This window comes from Klebsiella oxytoca NBRC 105695 (genome assembly GCF_001598695.1).
Classification (GTDB): domain Bacteria; phylum Pseudomonadota; class Gammaproteobacteria; order Enterobacterales; family Enterobacteriaceae; genus Klebsiella; species Klebsiella oxytoca.
In genome coordinates, this window is record NZ_BCZK01000023.1 from 15,945 (window position 1) to 32,861 (window position 16,917).

Consider the following 16,917-nt stretch of genomic DNA (forward strand, 5'->3'; position numbering starts at 1 on the left):
AGGATAATGCGCGGCGAACGTTGCCGACCGGGTGAAACGGGTCTTCACCCGGTCGTTTACCTTTTATTGCAGCTGTTTTTTCTTATCGTTCTGCTTGTTGACCCAGGCGTTGATAAGCAGGGTGAGCACCAGAATACCGCCGACCACGCCCAGAGAAATGCCGATAGGAATATGGAAGAAATCGACAATCAGCATCTTGATGCCGATAAACACCAGAATCACCGACAGGCCATATTTCAGCATTGAGAAGCGCTCCGCGACGCCCGCCAGCAGGAAATACATCGCGCGCAGGCCAAGTATCGCGAACAGGTTGGAGGTCAGCACGATAAACGGATCGGTGGTCACGGCGAAGATGGCCGGAATACTGTCCACGGCAAAGATAACGTCGCTCAGCTCGACCAGGATCAGCACCAGCAGCAGCGGCGTGGCGTAGATAACGCCGTTTTTGCGGGTAAAGAAGCGCTCACCCTCGATTTTATCCGTCATGCGCAGATGATTGCGGATCCAGCGCACCAGCGGTTTATCGCCGATCCCGGAATCATCCTCTTTCGCCAGCGCCATCTTCACGCCGGTAAACAGCAGGAAGGCGCCGAAGACGTAGAGCAGCCACTCAAACTGAGAGATCAGCCAGCTACCGGCGAAGATCATGATCGTACGCAGTACGATCGCGCCCAGTACGCCGTAAACCAGCACTCTGCGCTGTAGCGCAGGCGGAACGGCAAAGTAGCTGAACAGCATCAGCCAGACGAAGACGTTATCCACGGCCAGCGCTTTTTCAATCAGATAGCCGGTGAGGAACGCCAGCGCTTGCGGGTCGGCCACGGCGCGACCTTCGGTCTGCACCAGATACCACCAGAAAGCGGCGTTAAACAGCAGCGAGAGGGTAACCCAGAGAATTGACCAGCCAGCGGCCTGCTTCATGGTCATGCTATGTGCACCACGCCGTCCCTGCAGCAGCAGATCGATAGCCAGCATAATGACTACGACCACTGCGAATCCGCCCCATAACAACGGTGTGCCGACAGTATTCATTACTATTTTCCTTACATAAAAACAAAACGGCTGACGTCGGAAGACGGCAGCCGCTGCGCTTTTATGCATAGACCTCGCCTTCCGGCAAGGTCTCACTTACAACAAGAATCTGTTGCCCGGCGACCGGATGCGGTTTTTCACGCATCGTAATGACGATCGGCCGGCAAGGAAGTTACTCCCCTTTGCGCGTAACAAAGTATTACAGGTTATAAATGGCGTCAATGGAGGCCGACGGACCATTTACACAGCTTTACGCCACCGGTTGACTATCCGCCGGGAACACGACCCCGGTCTGGCGACGAATTTCGCTCAGCAGCATCGCCGTGATGCGGCTCACTTCCAGACCCGGATGAACCACCTCGTTGGCTTCGACCAGACGCGCTAACTCCTCCGCTTCATACAGCATCGTATTGATATGCTGCGGCTGGGTGAGATCCTGAGATTTGCCGCCGCGCGGCACGAAACACACTTTCTGGCATTCGGAGATTTTTTCGATCACCAGCGCGCCGGCTTCGCCCTGAATTTCGCTGGGGATCGCCGAGTCGCTGACCTTTGAGTGGTGCAAAGTGACATCAAAATCCCCGTAGCTGAGAACGACCGTGCCCTGGCCATCGACGCCGCTCTCCAGCAGGCTGGCGGTTGCGTGCACCGCGCGAGGCTCGCCCCACAGCGCGACCGCCGAGGCCAGGCAGTAAAAGCCGATGTCCATAATCGAGCCGTTAGAGAAGGCCGGATTGAAGGTGTTGGGATTTTCACCGTCGAGATAGCGCTGATAGCGGGAAGAGTACTGGCAGTAGTTAATAAAGGCTTTGCGCAGCTTGCCGATCTTGTCGAATGATTGTTTAAGCAGCAGGAAGTTTGGCAGGCTGGCGGTTTTGAACGCTTCGAAGAGCACCACGTTATTTTCCCGCGCCGTCTTAATGGCGGCTTCCACTTCCTGCAGATTCGAGGCCAGCGGTTTTTCGCAAATGACGTGCTTTTTATGGCGCAGAAACAGGCGGGTTTGCGGAAAGTGCAGCGAGTTTGGGCTGGCGATATAGACCGCGTCAACGTCAGGACTTTGCGCTAAATCTTCCAGCGAAGTGAAGAGATGTTCGACGGGATAGTCGCTGGCGAAAGCCTGGGCTTGCTCAAGGCTGCGGGAGTAGATGGCGGTGAGTTTATATTTGCCGGTTTCATGGGCGGCATCGACAAACTGCTTGGTTATCCAGTTTGTGCCAACAACTGCGAAACGTATCATAAACGTTGACGAACTCCGTAAAAGGGACCTTTCGTCACTGTAGCACGGCATCATGACAAAACCAGTGCGCTATGGCGCAGAACGCTCTAACGAAAGCTGGGTCAGCCACAGGCGGGTATCAAACTCCAGCTGATGGTACTGCGGCTCCATATGGCAGCACAGCTGATAGAACGCTTTGTTGTGCTCTTTTTCCTTCAGGTGCGCCAGCTCGTGCACCACGATCATCCGCAGAAAATCCTCCGGCGCATCGCGAAAAACGGTGGCGACGCGAATTTCGGCTTTGGCCTTCAGCTTGCCGCCCTGAACGCGGGAGATGGCGGTATGCAGGCCGAGCGCGTTGTTAAGCACGTGGATCTTGTTGTCGTACATTACTTTGTTAATAGGCGCCGCGCCGCGCAGATAGCGGGACTTCAGATCCTGGGTGTACTGATACAGCGCTTTATCGTTGTTGATATCGTGGCCCTGCGGATAGCGCTTTTTCAGCACCTCGCCGAGACGGTTCTGTTCGATTAACGCGGTGACCTGCGCCAGCAGGGATTCAGGGTAGCCCTGGAGATAGGTTAAAGTGCTCATGCGGCCTGTTTGCGTAATTCAGCGACAACAGCCGCGGATTCTAGCACCCCGCGCGGGCAGGATGCCAGAAAGGCAGCGTTACTCGATTATCGCGTCTTCGACCGCCCGGTAGCTAAAGAAGTCAAACAGCGCCTCTTTACGATGCAGCATGCTATCCACGCAGGCCATGCCGACAAACGCGCCGGTAAACTCGCCATAGCGGCTGTATTCATCGGAAAAAAGCGAGGTGTCGTAGACCGCGCCGATGTTGAGGTATTTTTCGCCATCCACGGACCACGAGCACTGTATCTCCCGGCCATTAATCGCCATCGCCAGATAGATTTCCCCCTCCGTAAGGCAGATTTTCTGCGGGTCGTCGTGACGCTCACCGTTGTCCATATAAATGATGGCCAGCTGCGCTGCGCCGGAGGCTTCATCCCTGGTTTTATGCAAAAACAGATAGTTCATATTGTCGTAGTAAAGCGCCAGGCCCGCGCTATGCTGATAAATCTCCGGGCTGAAATCCATTTTCGTGGTGATGGTGGCGTATACCGAGGTGAGCTTTTTCGCCAGCAGGCTGACTTTATTCAGCGAGCTCAGCGACTCCTGACCGCGTAAGGCAAGGTAACCCGCTTTACGCTCAAGGCTGGTAAAGCGCTGAAAGCGGATCCGCGGCGCATAGAAGGCGTTATCCAGCGTCTGCCCATCAAAATCATCCCTGTCTGGTTTAGCCGGAAACGGCTGAGAAGGCAGATTAGACTCTTCCACCTGGTGCTGAGCGAGGTTCCCCCCGGCCGCCATGCGCAGCCAGCCATCGTCGCTCCATACCATCTTTTGTATCGCCGTCTCGCGGCCTAGCGGGCAGCGCAACTCCTGGCGGAAGGGTCTGCTGCAAAGGTGGGTTAACCAGACTTCCCCCGTCGGGGACTCGACGTAGCTGCCGTGCCCGGCCTTTTGCAGATAGGTTTGCGGATTGAAGTAGTGTGGTTTGAGATGACCTGCATCGTGGCGCTCGTTAAAATTCTCCGGCCAGGCGGTGACGATAGGATTTTGCGGATCGCCTTCATAGGGGCCAGCGACCTGCGTTGCGCGCGCCATAGTGACCGCATGGCCGTAACCGGTGCCGCCTTCAGCGACCATCAGATAGTAATAGTCGCCGCGGCGCGTCAAATGCGGTGCTTCTATACAACCGCGATCGGTCCCGCCGCGCCAGATCCGCTGCGGATAGCCGACAACGCTTTGCCTTTGCGGTGAATACTCCACCAGGCAAATGGCGCCCGGTTTTTCGTAACCTTCGCGGGTTTCCCACTCCAGTGAAACGATCCATTTTTTACCGTCGCTGTCGTGCAGGATAGAAGCATCGAAGCCGGCCGAGTGAAGATAAACCGGCTCACTCCACGGGCCGCTGATTTCACTGGCGGTAATAAGATAGTTATCTACATCAAAATAACGCGAATTCATGGAATTCATTACGCCATAAATAACGTAGAACAGCTTTTCCTCTTCACACCAGGTAAGGCTTGGCGCCCAAATACCTTTGGCGGAGGGCAGCTTTTTTAAATCCGGATTCGTATCATCGGTGAGAACGTGGGTGAGTAATTGCCAATGTTTGAGATCTCTCGAATGGTAAATCGGCAAGCCGGGAAACCATTCAAAGGAAGAGACAGCTACATAATAATCATCGCCGCGCCGACAGATACAGGGGTCCGGATTAAAACCTTTAAAAACAGGATTCTGAATCATCGTATTTACCCTTAATGCGCAAAATATAGCGATGATTGTAAACAGGCGATAGCAAAGGGGATATATAGACTCTGGCTATTTATATAATAAACGTCTACTTATCCGGTGACGGCGCTCACAAAACCGCGTTATTTCTCCGCCCGGCTGCCTACGGCATCGGTGCTTCTGACTTTATGACGGAAGGCCAGCGGGGTGTCGTTCATCATCTCCTTAAACTTGAGGCAGAAGTAGGCGCTGTCGGTGAAGCCGGCGCTTTGCGAGATATCGCTGATCTTCAGGTCGGTATTGGTCAGCAGGTTGATAGCGATATTGAGTTTGCGCAGCAGCATAAATTTTTTGAAGCTGATACCGAAGGCGGATTTAAAGGTGCGGGAAAACCAGGATTTCGACCACCGGCAGCGGCGGGCGGCTTCTTCGGTCGTCATCTCAAAATTTTCATTTTCATCAATGGATTGCAGAAGTTCAATCAGCTCGCTGAGGTAGCGGTGGTTGGTCCGTTCGGTAATGGGGACGGAATCTTTCAGGCTGTTAAAGGCATGCAGCAGCACGCGCTGCATCAGGGAACGGAACAGCGAATCGGCAAAGTCGCTGAACTCGCCGCACCAGCTCAGGAGCAGCTCCAGACGCTCGGCTTCCTCGCCGGAAAGGTAAGCGACTGCGCCGCAGTGCGCGGCGGGTAGCGACAGGTCATATCCCTCAAGCCACTCTTTTTCGAATTGCATAAGATAACGCTTGTGGCTGGCAGCGGCCGGCAGCGTCATTTCATGGATCAATAAGGCAGGGACGAAAACCAGAGTATTGTTTTTTATCGTAAATTTTTCATCACCAATCGAATAGCTGCCTGCCGACTCTCTGAACCACATCAGTTCGTCCATCATATGAAAATGGGGGACTACGTTTATACCATTGAAATCATTTATGTTATCTACCCGTAAGGTAAATAGCTCGCCGGCGCCCACGGGGATCTTTTCGAAAACGGGAGATTCGTCACTCATCGGGTACACTCTTCTTATATTTAACAGGATGATTTATACATAATCGGTAGGCCCTTCGCAATAACGTACAGAGGACAAATATTAATGATGTTTCTGGCGGAGGCGCGATGAACACTGCCCGTATCAGTATTAAAGAAAAATTTAGCTATGGGTTAGGGGATACCGGCTGTAATTTAGTCTGGCAAACAGTGATGCTGTTTATGGCCTGGTTTTATACCGATGTATTTGGTTTAAGTCCGGCGCATATGGGAACCATGTTTCTCGCGGTAAGGGTATTAGACGCGGTGACCGATGTATTAATGGGGGCGGTGGCGGATCGTACCCGAACTAAATATGGGCAATTCCGACCTTATATTTTATGGTTCGCCATTCCTTTTGGCGTTCTTTGCTGCTTAACTTTTTATACGCCGGATTTCGGCTATACCGGCAAGCTCATTTATGCCTATGTTTCTTATACCTTATTATCGCTGGTTTATACGGCGATTAACGTTCCGTATTGCGCGATGATCAATAATATTTCTAACGACTCCCGCGAGCGCGTATCGCTCCAGTCCTGGCGCTTTGCGCTCAGTACGCTTGGCGGCCTGATTGTTTCGCTGACCGCGCTACCGCTGGTGGCGTGGTTGGGCCAGGGGAACGTACAAAACGGTTATTTTTACACCATGATCGTAATGGGGGGCCTGAGCATCATCCTGTTCTTTATCTGTTTTGGCCTGACGAAAGAGCGTTACACCACGGATATCGCGGTCAACAACCAAAGCAGCATTCTTGACGATCTAAAAACTCTGCTCGCCAACAAGGACTGGCGCATTTTGTTCGCGCTCAACGTCGTTAACCTGATTGCGGTGCTGTTTAAAGGCGGGACCACGCTCTATTACGTCAACAACATTATGGGGCGGGCGGATCTGGGTAGCCTGCTGCTGACCACCACCCTGGCCTCGGGCGTGCTGGGGGCGATGCTCTCACCGTTTATCTTTAAAAATATTGATAAAGTGAAAGGGTTTAAAATCTCGATGGCCATCGAGGCGGCGCTGCTGACGGGCATGTACTTCGTCCCGGCGGGGAACGTAGCCGCTATCTTTGCGCTGGTGATTATCATCAATATTATCCAGCTGGCCGCCACGCCGCTGCAGTGGAGCATGCTGTCCGATATCATCGATGCGGAAGAAAAACGCAGCGGTAAAAAGCTCAGCGGGATCGTTTTTTCAACGAACCTGTTTGCCATCAAGCTGGGGATCGCCATCGGCGGCGCGCTGGTGGGCTATATGCTGGCCTGGGGCGACTACGTCGGCGGCGCAGCCCAGCAAACCGAGTCCGCGCTGCAGATGATTAAGCTGTTGTTTACCGTCTTCCCCGGCGTGCTGGTGGCGCTGCTGATTGTTATCATGAGCAAATATAGTCTGGACGATAAGCGCCTGTCGCGCATGGCGCAGGACGACCTCCCGGCGTAACGGGCTATCGCCCGGAAGAAGGAGATAATCGGCGCATCTCTATTCTACTGGGCGGAGTTTGCGTATAAACTCGCGGGTTTTAGAGTTCCGGAGGCACAAAGGCGATGAGCCAGGTAGAGTTAAACGGTGAGTTATTCACATTAGAGCGGTTCCCGCCGAATGCTGAAGAGGAAGCGCTTCAGGCGTGGGAAGCGGCGGATGAATATCTGCTGCAACAGGTGAATGATGTCGACGGCCTGACGCTCATTTTCAATGACAGCTTCGGCGCGCTGGGCTGCGCGCTGGCGGAACGCAATCCGGTCAGCATCAACGATTCCTACGTCTCTGAGCTGGCGACCCGCTACAACCTGCGGATGAACGGCATTGATGAAGAGAGCGTACGTTTTCAGGATCCCCTGAGCGAACTGCCCGCAGCTCCGGCACTGGTGCTAATTAAAGTACCAAAACAGCTGGCGCTGCTGGAGCAGCAGCTGCGCGCTCTGCGCGCGGTTGTCACGCCAGAAACCCGCATCATCGCCGCTGCGAAAGCTCGCGACGTCCACAATTCCACCCTGGCGCTGTTTGAGAAAATCCTTGGCACCACCACCACATCGCTGGCCTGGAAAAAGGCGCGGCTGATTTTCTGTACCTTTACCGCGCCTGAGGTAGCCGATGCGCCGCAAACTTACAGCTGGCAGCTGGACGGTACACCGTGGACGATTCACAACCACGCCAACGTGTTTGCCCGCAGCGGCCTGGATATTGGCGCGCGCTTCTTCCTGGAACACTTGCCAGTAAATATTGAAGGCGAGATCGCCGATCTCGGCTGCGGCAATGGCGTGATTGGCCTGAAAGCGCTGGCTTTAAACCCCGACGCCCGGGTGATGTTTACCGATGAGTCCTATATGGCGGTCGCTTCCAGCCGACTGAACGTCGAAACCAATCTGCCGGATGACCTCGAGCGCTGCGAGTTTATGGTGAATAACGCGCTGTCCGATATTGAACCGGACCGCTTCGCCGCCATCCTCTGCAACCCGCCGTTCCATCAGCAGCATGCGATCACCGATCATATTGCCTGGCAGATGTTTAACGATGCCCGTCGTAGCCTGAAGTACGGCGGCGAGCTGTATGTCGTCGGTAACCGCCACCTCGATTATTTCCGCAAGCTGAAGCGCGCGTTCGGTAACTGCACGACGATCGCCACTAATAATAAATTTGTGGTGTTGAAAGCGACAAAGATGCGCAAACAGCGTTGAGGTGTATCGGCTTTCCCGGTTTCCCCGGCTTGCGGCTGACGCCTTAGCCGGGCTACCGGTTGATACCTTAGCCGGGATACCGGCCGGGTTTCCTTTCCCTAAATCGACAGCGCCAGCCGGGTACCCTGAGCGATAGCCCGCCGGGCGTCCAGCTCCAGCGCCACGTCGCAGCCGCCGATCAAATGCACCGTTTTACCCGCCGCCCGCAGCGGATCGGCCAGCTCGCTGCGGGGATCCTGACCGGCGCAGATAATCACATGATCAACGTTAAGCACCTGAGATTCGCCGCCGATCGTCACATGTAAGCCGGCATCATCGATCCGTTGATAGCTGACGCCGGGGATCATTTTGACGCCGCGGGCCAGCAGGGTAGCGCGATGGATCCAGCCGGTAGTTTTCCCCAGCCCGTCGCCGGGCTTGCTGGTTTTGCGCTGCAGCATCACGATCTGGCGCGGGCTTTTAGCCAGCTGCATCCCCTCCGGGCGCAGTCCGCCGGCGTTCTGCAGGCTGGTATCGATCCCCCATTCTGCACAGAACTCGCCGATATTCTGGCTGGTGGCAATGCCGGACTGGCTGAGGTACATGGCCGTATCAAAGCCGATCCCGCCGCAGCCGATAATCGCCACCTTCTCGCCTACCGGCGCTTTATCGCGCAGGACATCGAGGTAGCTCAGCACTTTGGGATGCTCGATCCCGGCGATATCCGGCATCCGCGGGGCGATCCCGGTGGCGAGGACGATTTCATCAAATGCCCGCAGATCCCCGGCCGTGACGTGGGTATTCAATCGCAGATCGACAGCGTGAAGATCGAGCATCTGGCGATAGTAGCGCAGGGTTTCGTAGAACTCCTCTTTGCCGGGGATCTGCTTGGCGATATTAAACTGGCCGCCAATCTCGCAATGACCATCAAAAAGGGTAACCTGATGTCCGCGCGAGGCGGCGTTAACCGCAAAGGCCAGCCCGGCAGGACCAGCGCCGACCACCGCCAGCCGCTTCGGCGTGGTCGCGGGCGCTATCGGCATCAGGGTTTCATGGCAGGCGCGCGGGTTGACCAGGCACGAGGTGACCTTGCCGGCGAAGATCCGATCGAGGCAGGCCTGGTTGCAGCCGATGCAGGTATTGATCTCTTCCGCCCGTCCGCTTTGTGCTTTGGAGAGAAATTCGCTGTCGGCGAGGAAAGGGCGGGCCATTGATACCATATCGGCGTCTCCGCGAGCCAGGATCGCTTCCGCCACATCGGGATCGTTAATCCGGTTGGTGGTGACCAGCGGGATCGACACCGCGCCTTTCAGCTTACGGGTGACCCAGCTAAAGGCGCCGCGCGGTACCGGTGTGGCGATGGTGGGAATACGCGCCTCGTGCCAGCCGATGCCGGTATTGATAATCGTTGCCCCTGCGGCCTCAATGGCTTTTGCCAGCTCGGTGACTTCCGCCAGGGTGCTGCCGCCGCTGACAAGGTCAAGCATTGACAGACGATAGATAATAATAAAGTCGTTGCCTGCGCGCTCCCGCACGGCTCTGACCACCTCTATGGCAAAACGCATGCGTCGGGCGTAGTCGCCGCCCCACTGGTCGTCGCGAAGGTTGGTGCGCGCGGCAAGAAATTCGTTAATCAGATAGCCTTCCGAGCCCATCACTTCGACGCCGTCGTACCCGGCTTCTCGCCCCAGCTGGGCGCAGCGGGCAAAATCATCGATCAGCTGTAAGATCTCTTCGTGGCTCAGTTCGTGAGGCGTAAAGGGGTTGATCGGCGCCTGCAGCGCGGAAGGGGCCACCAGCTTCGGTTGGTAGCTGTAGCGCCCGGTATGCAGGATCTGCAGGGCGATTTTGCCGCCCTCCTCGTGTACCGCGTCGGTAATATAGCGATGATGGGAGAGGTGGCTGGCGTCGTTAAGCACCGCCCCGCCCGCCATGGTGACGCCGGAAGGGGCGGGGGCAATTCCGCCGGTGACGATCAGCGCTACCCCGTGGCGGGCGCGCTCGGCGTAAAAAGCCGCCAGCCGTTGCGCGCCATCCGGGAGCTCCTCCAGGCCAGTATGCATTGAGCCCATCAACACGCGGTTTTTGAGCGTAGTGAACCCCAGCTCAAGCGGGGCGAAAAGCGACGGGTAGCGGCTCATAATCTCTTCCAGTGTAAAATTATTGTTATGTGGTCGGATGAGTTACTAATTTAGCCGCCGCGGGCAAAAAGGGAAAAGGGGAGTGCGGCGATTGTGATGGGATTCAAAGAACGGCGGAAGGTTCTCCCTTCTCCCACCGGGAAAGGGAGAAGGGCGGAATAGCGCAGGGGGCCAGTGAAGCCCGGACTGTTCTCTCTCCTGTCGGGGAGAGGCTTAGGGTGAGGGGGCAACGCGCTCGCGGCGCGCCAGACCCGGCGCCTGCCACATGGAGGTCGTCAATCCGCTGTCCACCAGACCGAGCTGCTCGGCGTACACCGACTGCCATTTGGTCATCATCTCCTGATACAGCTCCCGATGCGCGGGATTAGGCGTAAATTCCCGGTACCAGCTCACCAGTCTCTCACCCGTTGTCGCCATATCGGCGTATAGCCCGGCGCCGGTGCCGGCGGCGATCGCGCAGCCCAGCGCCGTCGCTTCGCGGACCTCCGGCACCCGCACCGGCAGACCGGTGACATCGCTGAGGATCTGGCTCCACAGCGCCCCTTTTGCACCGCCGCCGGCAAAGACCAGGCTATCAAACTGCACGCCGGAAAACTGCGAAATCTGCGCCAGGTTGCAGGCGGAGACAATCGCCGCGTTCTCTTCCAGCGCACGGAAAAGCGTGGCCTTATTGCATTTTTCCGGGTCGATGGAGAGGTTAATAAACGATGGCGCAGCGTGGTACCACTGCTTAAAGTGCATGGCGTCAGAGAAAATCGGCATCACCCCGTGGGAACCCGCCGGTACGCGGCTGGCCATCTCTTCGAGCAGGCTGTAGGCGTCAACGCCAAGCCGCTCGGCAATGAGCTTCTCTTCTGCGCAGAAAGCATCACGGAACCAGCGCATGGTCAGGCCGGTAAAAAAGCTGATGGACTCCGCCTGCGCCATGCCGGGTATGACGTGCGGGTTAACGCGAATATTCATCTCCGGGTCAGTACGGACTTCCGGCAGGTTAACCACCTGCTGCCAGAAAGTGCCGCCGAGCACCGCCGTCTGCCCGGCGCGCACCACGCCGAGACCCAGGCAGCCGAGCTGGACGTCGCCGCCGCCCATCACCACCGGCGTGCCTGCGCGCAGCCCGCTTTGCGCCGCCGCTGCGTCGGTCACCGCCCCCAGTACGCTGCCGGTCTCCTTGACCGGCGAGAGAATATCGGCCCGCAGTCCGGCCATATCCAGCAGCGCCGGGCGCCAGTCGCGGCTGAACAGGTCGAGCATGCCGGTGGTTCCGGCGTTAGAAGGGTCGACCGCCAGCTCGCCGGAGAGCTTCGCCGCCAGCCAGTCGCTGATCATGGTGATGGTCGCCGCTTTGCGGTAGATATCCGGGCGATGGTGGGCCAGCCAAAGCAGGCGCGGCATGGCGCTCAGCGCCAGGGTCTGCCCCGACACGCTGTACACTTCGGATTCAAAACGGTCGTCGTGGATCTCTTTGAGCTCCGCCACCTCGCGGCTGGCGCGAGCGTCAACGTTGGCGCAGGCCCAGATGGCCTCGCCGTTGCGGTCGTAAAGCACGATGCCTTCACGCATCGAGCAGCAGGCCACGGACTGAATATCCGCCGCAGAGAGATGGGCGGCGGCCAGCGCCTGGCGGATACACTGACAGGCCAGCTGCCAGTTGACGCTGAGATCGAACTCCATCGAGCCGGGGACATTGTCCACGCTCAGGTGCTTCCATTCGGCCTGACCGACCGCAATCTGACGGCCCTGGAGATCGAATACGACCGCCCGAACGCTGCCGGTCCCGGCATCTAACGCTAACAGGTAACTCATGACATGCGCCTCGCTCATGTTGCGCGGCGCAGGGCCATTTATGAGGCCAGCGTCAGCACCGCGCGTGCTGTTGTCTCTTCCGTTACCAGGCCATTAATCCGCTTGCCGATAAGGGCCGCGTAAATCGCCTGCGCTTTTTCTGTGCCCCCGGCGACGCCCACGATGGTCGGCAGCTGGGCCAGTTCATCAAGGGTGACGCCGAGCAGTTCCCGATGGATCTCCAGCCCTTCAACCGGTTTACCGTCGGCCTGCAGGAAATAACCTAAAATGTCGCCGACCGCGCCTTTGCGGGCGTACATCAGCTGCTCGCCTTCGCTGATGTAGCCGGAGCGCAGGATGGTGGCGTCCCGGCGCTGGTCAATGGCGCCGATACCTACCACTGCCGCATCCGCCGCCGTGGCGGCCAGGATCACATCGCGTACGCTCGATTCCCGGCGCAGGATCTCCGCTACATCCGCCGATGACACCCTCAGCGGCGCGGGGATCATGCTGACGCTACAGGCGGCATCCAGCTGGCCAATGCCGGTCATATACGGACCTACGCCGCCGGAAAGCGTCACCAGCCGAACCTGTTGGGAACCGATAAACCCGCTCAGATGCTGCAGGCAGCTCATGGTGGCTTCGCCAAAGCCCACCGCCAGCAGTTGTCCTGGCTCCAGCACGCCCATTAACGATTGCGCCGCGCCAATCCCCAGGCGGGTGTTCATCGGCGGGGTATTGAGCGCCGGCAGCACGCGGGCGATTTTCAGGCCAAAGCGCTGCTGGAGTTCGGTTTCCAGCGCCAGACAGCCCTCATAGCGCGAATTAATCTGTACGCGGATCACTCCCGACTGGCGACCTTTTTCCAGCAGGCGGGAGATTTTTAACCGCGGCAGCCCTAAACGCTCGCCGATGTCGTTCTGCGTCAGGCCGTCGTGGTAGTAACACCACGCCACCCGCGCCACCAGCTCTTCCTCGGCTAACGCCAGCCCGGCGTAGCGGCTCTCTTCCGTAATGCGTTTTTCGCTCATAAAGTGAACTCTTATAAAAATTTAGATCATATGTTCGTTATTGCGTGGTCGGAAAATGTGAGCCGACTGGCAAAACCGATCTTTCGTTGTTCGCTGGTTTTATTCAAACGATCGAAAGCATAAAACTGTGATCGTTGCACGGTTGTAAATATAGTTCACCGTCTACGCTTTTGAACATTATTAATTCAAAAAATCTTTTGTTCAAAACGAGGCGCGATGATGAAGCCACTGCTTGAAGCTCGCCAAATCTGCAAACAGTTCTCCGGCGTGACCGTGCTGAAGCATATTGATTTCACGCTGCTTTCCGGCCAGGTGCACGCGCTGATGGGCGGCAACGGCGCCGGAAAATCGACGCTGATGAAGATTATTGCCGGGGTAGAGACCCCTGACAGCGGTGAGCTCATCCTCGGCGAACGTACATTTGCGCGCCTTACTCCCGCCCAGGCCCATCAGCAGGGCGTGTATCTGGTGCCGCAGGAACCGATGTTATTCCCCAATCTGACGGTGCGGGAAAATATTCTTTTTCGTCTGCCGAAGCGGGCGGATAACGAGAACCATCTGCAGGAAAAGCTTCAGCAGCTTAATTGCCAGCTTAACCTTGAGGCGGCGGCCAGCACGCTGGAAGTGGCCGATCAGCAAATGGTGGAGATCCTGCGCGGGCTGATGCGCGACGCGCAGATCCTGATCCTCGATGAGCCCACCGCCTCATTGACGCCGGGAGAAACCGATCGCCTGTTTCGCCAGATCCGCTCTTTGCAGGCGCTCGGTGTCGGGATCGTGTTTATCTCGCACAAGCTGCCGGAGATCCGCCAGGTCGCCAGCCACGTTTCGGTGATGCGCGATGGCGCGGTGGTGCTGAGCGGGGAAACCGCGCACTACGGCGACAACCAGCTGATTGGCGCAATGACGCCGGTCAGTCGCGATCGAGCCCTGAGCGACACGCAAAAGTTGTGGCTGGCGCTGCCGGGCAATCGTCGCACTCAGGCGCAGGATTTTCCGGTGCTGCGGGTCGAAGATCTGACCGGAGAGGGCTTTATCGATCTCAATCTGGAGATCCGCGCCGGGGAGATCGTCGGCCTCGCCGGGCTGGTCGGATCCGGGCGTACCGAATTTGCTGAAACGCTCTATGGTCTGCGGCCGGCTCGCGCAGGGCGGGTGTGGCTGGAAAACCGCGATATCAGCCGCGACAGCACGCGCGCCAGGCTGGCCAGCGGGCTGGTCTATCTGCCGGAGGACAGACAGGTTTCCGGTCTGTTTCTCGATGCGCCGGTGCGCTGGAACACGGTGATGTTTAACCAGCCGTCGCTGTGGCAGCAGAACCGGCGCGAAGCGGCGGTGGTGGAGCGCTATCACCGGGCGCTGGGGATCAAAATGGCCGATGGCGATCGCCCGGTGCGCACGCTCTCCGGCGGTAACCAGCAGAAGGTACTGTTGGCGCGCTGCCTGGAGGCTAACCCGCTGCTGCTGATCGTCGATGAACCGACCCGCGGCGTGGACGTTTCCGCCCGAGCCGACATCTATCAGCTGCTGAAAAGCGTCGCCGCGCAGAACGTGGCGGTATTGATGATCTCCAGCGATCTCGACGAGTTCGTTGGCCTGGCCGATCGGGTGGTTGTAATGCATCAGGGCAGGCAGAGCGGCGAGCTGGCGCAGCAGGCGGTCAGCGTTGACCGGATGATGACCCTGGCCTTCGGAGGGCAGGCATGAAAACGTTATTAAAGAATCGCGAACTGAGCGCCTTCCTCGCCATCGTGGTGCTGTTTGCCGGGCTGGTGGCGCTCAACCCGGCTTATTTCAGCTTACAAACCCTGGGCATGATTTTCGCCAGCTCGCAAATCCTTTGCCTGCTGGCGCTGGGGGCGACGCTGGTGATGCTCACCCGCAATATTGACGTTTCGGTGGGCTCCACCGTTGGCCTGAGCGCTATCGCGACAGGCGTGGCGCTAAATAGCGGGTATGGGCTGATGACCGCCATCGCCTTTGCGCTGGCGATCGGCGCGCTGGCTGGCGCCTTTAACGGCCTGCTGGTGGTGGGGCTGCGCATCCCGGCGATTGTCGCCACTCTCGGCACCCTCGGCCTTTATCGCGGGGTGATGCTGCTGTGGACCGGCGGTAAGTGGATTGAAGGTTTGCCGAACAGCCTGAAAGCGCTGTCGGAACCGGCATTCATCGGCATTTCTCCGCTGGGCTGGCTGGTGCTGGCGCTACTGCTGGCGGGCGGCGGGATACTATCGCGTACTGCCTTTGGCCGTGATTTTTACGCCGTCGGCGATAACCTTGCCGCTGCCCGCCAGCTTGGGGTGGCGGTGAACCGCACGCGGATGCTGGCATTCACCCTTAACGGCATGCTGGCGGCCTGCGCCGGGATTGTGTTCGCCGCGCAGATTGGATTTGTGCCCAATCAGACCGGCAGCGGCCTGGAGATGAAAGCCATCGCCGCCTGCGTGCTCGGCGGGATCTCGCTGCTGGGCGGTACCGGCACGCTGCTCGGCGCTTTTCTCGGCGCCTTCTTCCTCACCCAAATCGATACCGTGCTGGTGCTGTTTCGTCTCCCGGCGTGGTGGAACGACTTCATTGCCGGCCTGGTGCTGCTCGGCGTACTGGTGCTCGACGGGCGGCTGCGTCAGGCGCTGACCCGCCATCAGCGGGCGCTGAAATACAGTCGCTTTCAGCCCGGCAATAAAGGGGGCAAGCGCGTGGCCCCGTTTCCTGAACGTAAAAATAAAGAGGTGGCGTAAATGAAGCTCAACTGGGAAAGCGCGCTGCTGGGATTACTGGTGGTGGAGATCCTGCTGTTTGGCACCCTGAATCCGCGCATGCTCGATCTCAATATGCTGCTGTTCAGCACCAGCGACTTTATCTGCATCGGCATCGTGGCGCTGCCGCTGACGCTGGTGATCATCAGCGGCGGGATTGATATTTCGCTCGGTTCCACCATCGGCCTGTGCGCCATCGCGCTGGGGGTGATGATGCAGGCGGGCTGGCCGATGAGCCTCGCGATCCCCCTGACGCTGCTGCTCGGCCTGCTGTGCGGGCTGCTGAACGCGGCGCTGATTCACTACACCGGCATTAGCCCGCTGGTGATTACCCTTGGCACCCTGTACCTCTACGGCGGCGGCGCGCTGCTGCTTTCGGGCATGGCCGGGGCGACCGGCTACGAAGGCATCGGCGGATTCCCGGATAGCTTTACCGCCTTCGCCAATCTGACCCTGTTCGGCCTGCCGATACCGCTGGTGCTGTTCGCCGTTATCACCTTTTTTTTCTGGCTGCTGGCCCACCGCGGGCGCTTTGGGCGGCACCTTTTTCTGCTCGGGCAGAACCCGCGCGCCGCGCGCTACGCCGCGCTTTCCGTTAACGGGATGCCCTACGCGCTGTATGGCCTGGTGGGCGTGGCGTCGGCGGTGGCGGCGCTGGTGATGGTCTCCTATTTCGGCTCGGCGCGCTCGGACTTAGGCCGCGACCTGCTGATGCCAGCGCTGACCGCCGCGGTGCTCGGCGGGGCCAATATCTACGGCGGTTCCGGCTCGATCGTCGGCACGGCGCTTGCCGCGCTGCTGGTGGGCTATTTACAACAAGGTTTGCAAATGGTCGGCATCCCCAACCAGGTGTCGAGCGCGCTGTCAGGGGCGCTGTTGGTTGTGGTGGTGATGGGGCGTTCGCTGAGTCTGCACCGTGAGTGGGTGCGGATGACCTGGCGGCGTCTTTCTCGCGCATAAGACAATCGGAGCATAAA

Annotated in this window: 12 protein-coding genes and 1 pseudogene; 5 read left to right on the plus strand and 8 right to left on the minus strand. The window is 58.2% G+C overall.

Annotated elements, in window-relative coordinates; translation table 11 throughout:
• Nucleotides 1-63 precede the first annotated feature (63 nt).
• The 5 genes from KO1_RS25520 to KO1_RS25540 all read right to left on the minus strand — a co-directional run bounded on the left by KO1_RS25520 (nt 64) and on the right by KO1_RS25540 (nt 5,562).
• A complete protein-coding gene (locus KO1_RS25520; RefSeq protein ID WP_004115718.1) occupies nt 64-1,032 on the minus strand; it encodes a TerC family protein in 969 nt (322 codons plus the stop codon).
• Between the two features lie 250 nt (nt 1,033-1,282).
• On the minus strand, nt 1,283-2,272 hold the full coding sequence (locus KO1_RS25525) for a Gfo/Idh/MocA family protein (protein WP_024274751.1): 990 nt from the start codon (nt 2,270-2,272) through the stop codon (nt 1,283-1,285).
• A gap of 69 nt (nt 2,273-2,341) precedes the next feature.
• Complete coding sequence (locus KO1_RS25530) at nt 2,342-2,845, minus strand: M48 metallopeptidase family protein (protein ID WP_014839612.1); 504 nt, start codon at nt 2,843-2,845, stop codon at nt 2,342-2,344.
• A gap of 78 nt (nt 2,846-2,923) precedes the next feature.
• Nucleotides 2,924-4,567 carry a glycoside hydrolase family 43 protein gene (locus KO1_RS25535; RefSeq protein WP_024274750.1) on the minus strand — a complete coding sequence of 548 codons (1,644 nt, stop codon included), beginning with the start codon at nt 4,565-4,567 and terminating at the stop codon, nt 2,924-2,926.
• A 128-nt stretch (nt 4,568-4,695) separates the two neighbouring features.
• Nucleotides 4,696-5,562: a helix-turn-helix domain-containing protein gene (locus KO1_RS25540; protein ID WP_064407173.1), complete on the minus strand. Its 867-nt coding sequence runs from the start codon at nt 5,560-5,562 to the stop codon at nt 4,696-4,698.
• A gap of 107 nt (nt 5,563-5,669) precedes the next feature.
• Between KO1_RS25540 and KO1_RS25545 the strand changes: the two genes are divergently transcribed.
• The gene (locus KO1_RS25545) at nt 5,670-7,013 is read left to right on the plus strand and encodes a glycoside-pentoside-hexuronide (GPH):cation symporter (RefSeq protein WP_004105949.1); all 1,344 of its coding nucleotides are present in this window, start codon (nt 5,670-5,672) and stop codon (nt 7,011-7,013) included.
• Between the two features lie 104 nt (nt 7,014-7,117).
• Nucleotides 7,118-8,248, plus strand: coding sequence for a 23S rRNA (guanine(1835)-N(2))-methyltransferase RlmG (gene rlmG, locus KO1_RS25550; protein WP_023330067.1), 1,131 nt, complete (start codon nt 7,118-7,120; stop codon nt 8,246-8,248).
• A gap of 98 nt (nt 8,249-8,346) precedes the next feature.
• Here rlmG and KO1_RS25555 read toward each other — a convergent pair whose 3' ends face one another.
• From KO1_RS25555 to lsrR, 3 genes are all read right to left on the minus strand, one after another.
• Nucleotides 8,347-10,368: an NADPH-dependent 2,4-dienoyl-CoA reductase gene (locus KO1_RS25555; RefSeq protein WP_024274749.1), complete on the minus strand. Its 2,022-nt coding sequence runs from the start codon at nt 10,366-10,368 to the stop codon at nt 8,347-8,349.
• A 213-nt stretch (nt 10,369-10,581) separates the two neighbouring features.
• Entirely contained in the window at nt 10,582-12,174 is a 1,593-nt protein-coding gene (gene lsrK, locus KO1_RS25560) for an autoinducer-2 kinase (RefSeq protein ID WP_004105945.1), read from the minus strand.
• A 38-nt stretch (nt 12,175-12,212) separates the two neighbouring features.
• Nucleotides 12,213-13,184: a transcriptional regulator LsrR gene (gene lsrR / locus KO1_RS25565; protein WP_004105944.1), complete on the minus strand. Its 972-nt coding sequence runs from the start codon at nt 13,182-13,184 to the stop codon at nt 12,213-12,215.
• A gap of 219 nt (nt 13,185-13,403) precedes the next feature.
• On the opposite strand from lsrR, the gene lsrA reads away from it, so the two are divergent.
• The 3 genes and pseudogenes from lsrA to lsrD all read left to right on the plus strand — a co-directional run bounded on the left by lsrA (nt 13,404) and on the right by lsrD (nt 16,916).
• Nucleotides 13,404-14,891 carry an autoinducer 2 ABC transporter ATP-binding protein LsrA gene (lsrA, locus tag KO1_RS25570; RefSeq protein WP_024274748.1) on the plus strand — a complete coding sequence of 496 codons (1,488 nt, stop codon included), beginning with the start codon at nt 13,404-13,406 and terminating at the stop codon, nt 14,889-14,891.
• Nucleotides 14,888-15,922: an autoinducer 2 ABC transporter permease LsrC gene (gene lsrC / locus KO1_RS25575; protein ID WP_017145390.1), complete on the plus strand. Its 1,035-nt coding sequence runs from the start codon at nt 14,888-14,890 to the stop codon at nt 15,920-15,922. The genes lsrA and lsrC overlap by 4 nt, the downstream gene beginning before the upstream one ends.
• Nucleotides 15,923-16,916 (plus strand): annotated as a pseudogene (gene lsrD / locus KO1_RS25580) (autoinducer 2 ABC transporter permease LsrD).
• Nucleotide 16,917: the final 1 nt, after the last annotated feature.

What these genes read in the sequence shown, in the direction of transcription:
- lsrK (WP_004105945.1), bottom strand. Translation starts at nt 12,174, where the DNA reads ATGAGTTACCTGTTAGCGTTAGATGCCGGGACCGGCAGCGTTCGGGCG.
- lsrR (WP_004105944.1), bottom strand. Translation starts at nt 13,184, where the DNA reads ATGAGCGAAAAACGCATTACGGAAGAGAGCCGCTACGCCGGGCTGGCG.
- lsrA (WP_024274748.1), top strand. Translation starts at nt 13,404, where the DNA reads ATGAAGCCACTGCTTGAAGCTCGCCAAATCTGCAAACAGTTCTCCGGC.
- KO1_RS25540 (WP_064407173.1), bottom strand. Translation starts at nt 5,562, where the DNA reads ATGAGTGACGAATCTCCCGTTTTCGAAAAGATCCCCGTGGGCGCCGGC.
- KO1_RS25535 (WP_024274750.1), bottom strand. Translation starts at nt 4,567, where the DNA reads ATGATTCAGAATCCTGTTTTTAAAGGTTTTAATCCGGACCCCTGTATC.
- KO1_RS25555 (WP_024274749.1), bottom strand. Translation starts at nt 10,368, where the DNA reads ATGAGCCGCTACCCGTCGCTTTTCGCCCCGCTTGAGCTGGGGTTCACT.
- KO1_RS25530 (WP_014839612.1), bottom strand. Translation starts at nt 2,845, where the DNA reads ATGAGCACTTTAACCTATCTCCAGGGCTACCCTGAATCCCTGCTGGCG.
- KO1_RS25525 (WP_024274751.1), bottom strand. Translation starts at nt 2,272, where the DNA reads ATGATACGTTTCGCAGTTGTTGGCACAAACTGGATAACCAAGCAGTTT.
- KO1_RS25520 (WP_004115718.1), bottom strand. Translation starts at nt 1,032, where the DNA reads ATGAATACTGTCGGCACACCGTTGTTATGGGGCGGATTCGCAGTGGTC.
- KO1_RS25545 (WP_004105949.1), top strand. Translation starts at nt 5,670, where the DNA reads ATGAACACTGCCCGTATCAGTATTAAAGAAAAATTTAGCTATGGGTTA.
- lsrC (WP_017145390.1), top strand. Translation starts at nt 14,888, where the DNA reads ATGAAAACGTTATTAAAGAATCGCGAACTGAGCGCCTTCCTCGCCATC.
- rlmG (WP_023330067.1), top strand. Translation starts at nt 7,118, where the DNA reads ATGAGCCAGGTAGAGTTAAACGGTGAGTTATTCACATTAGAGCGGTTC.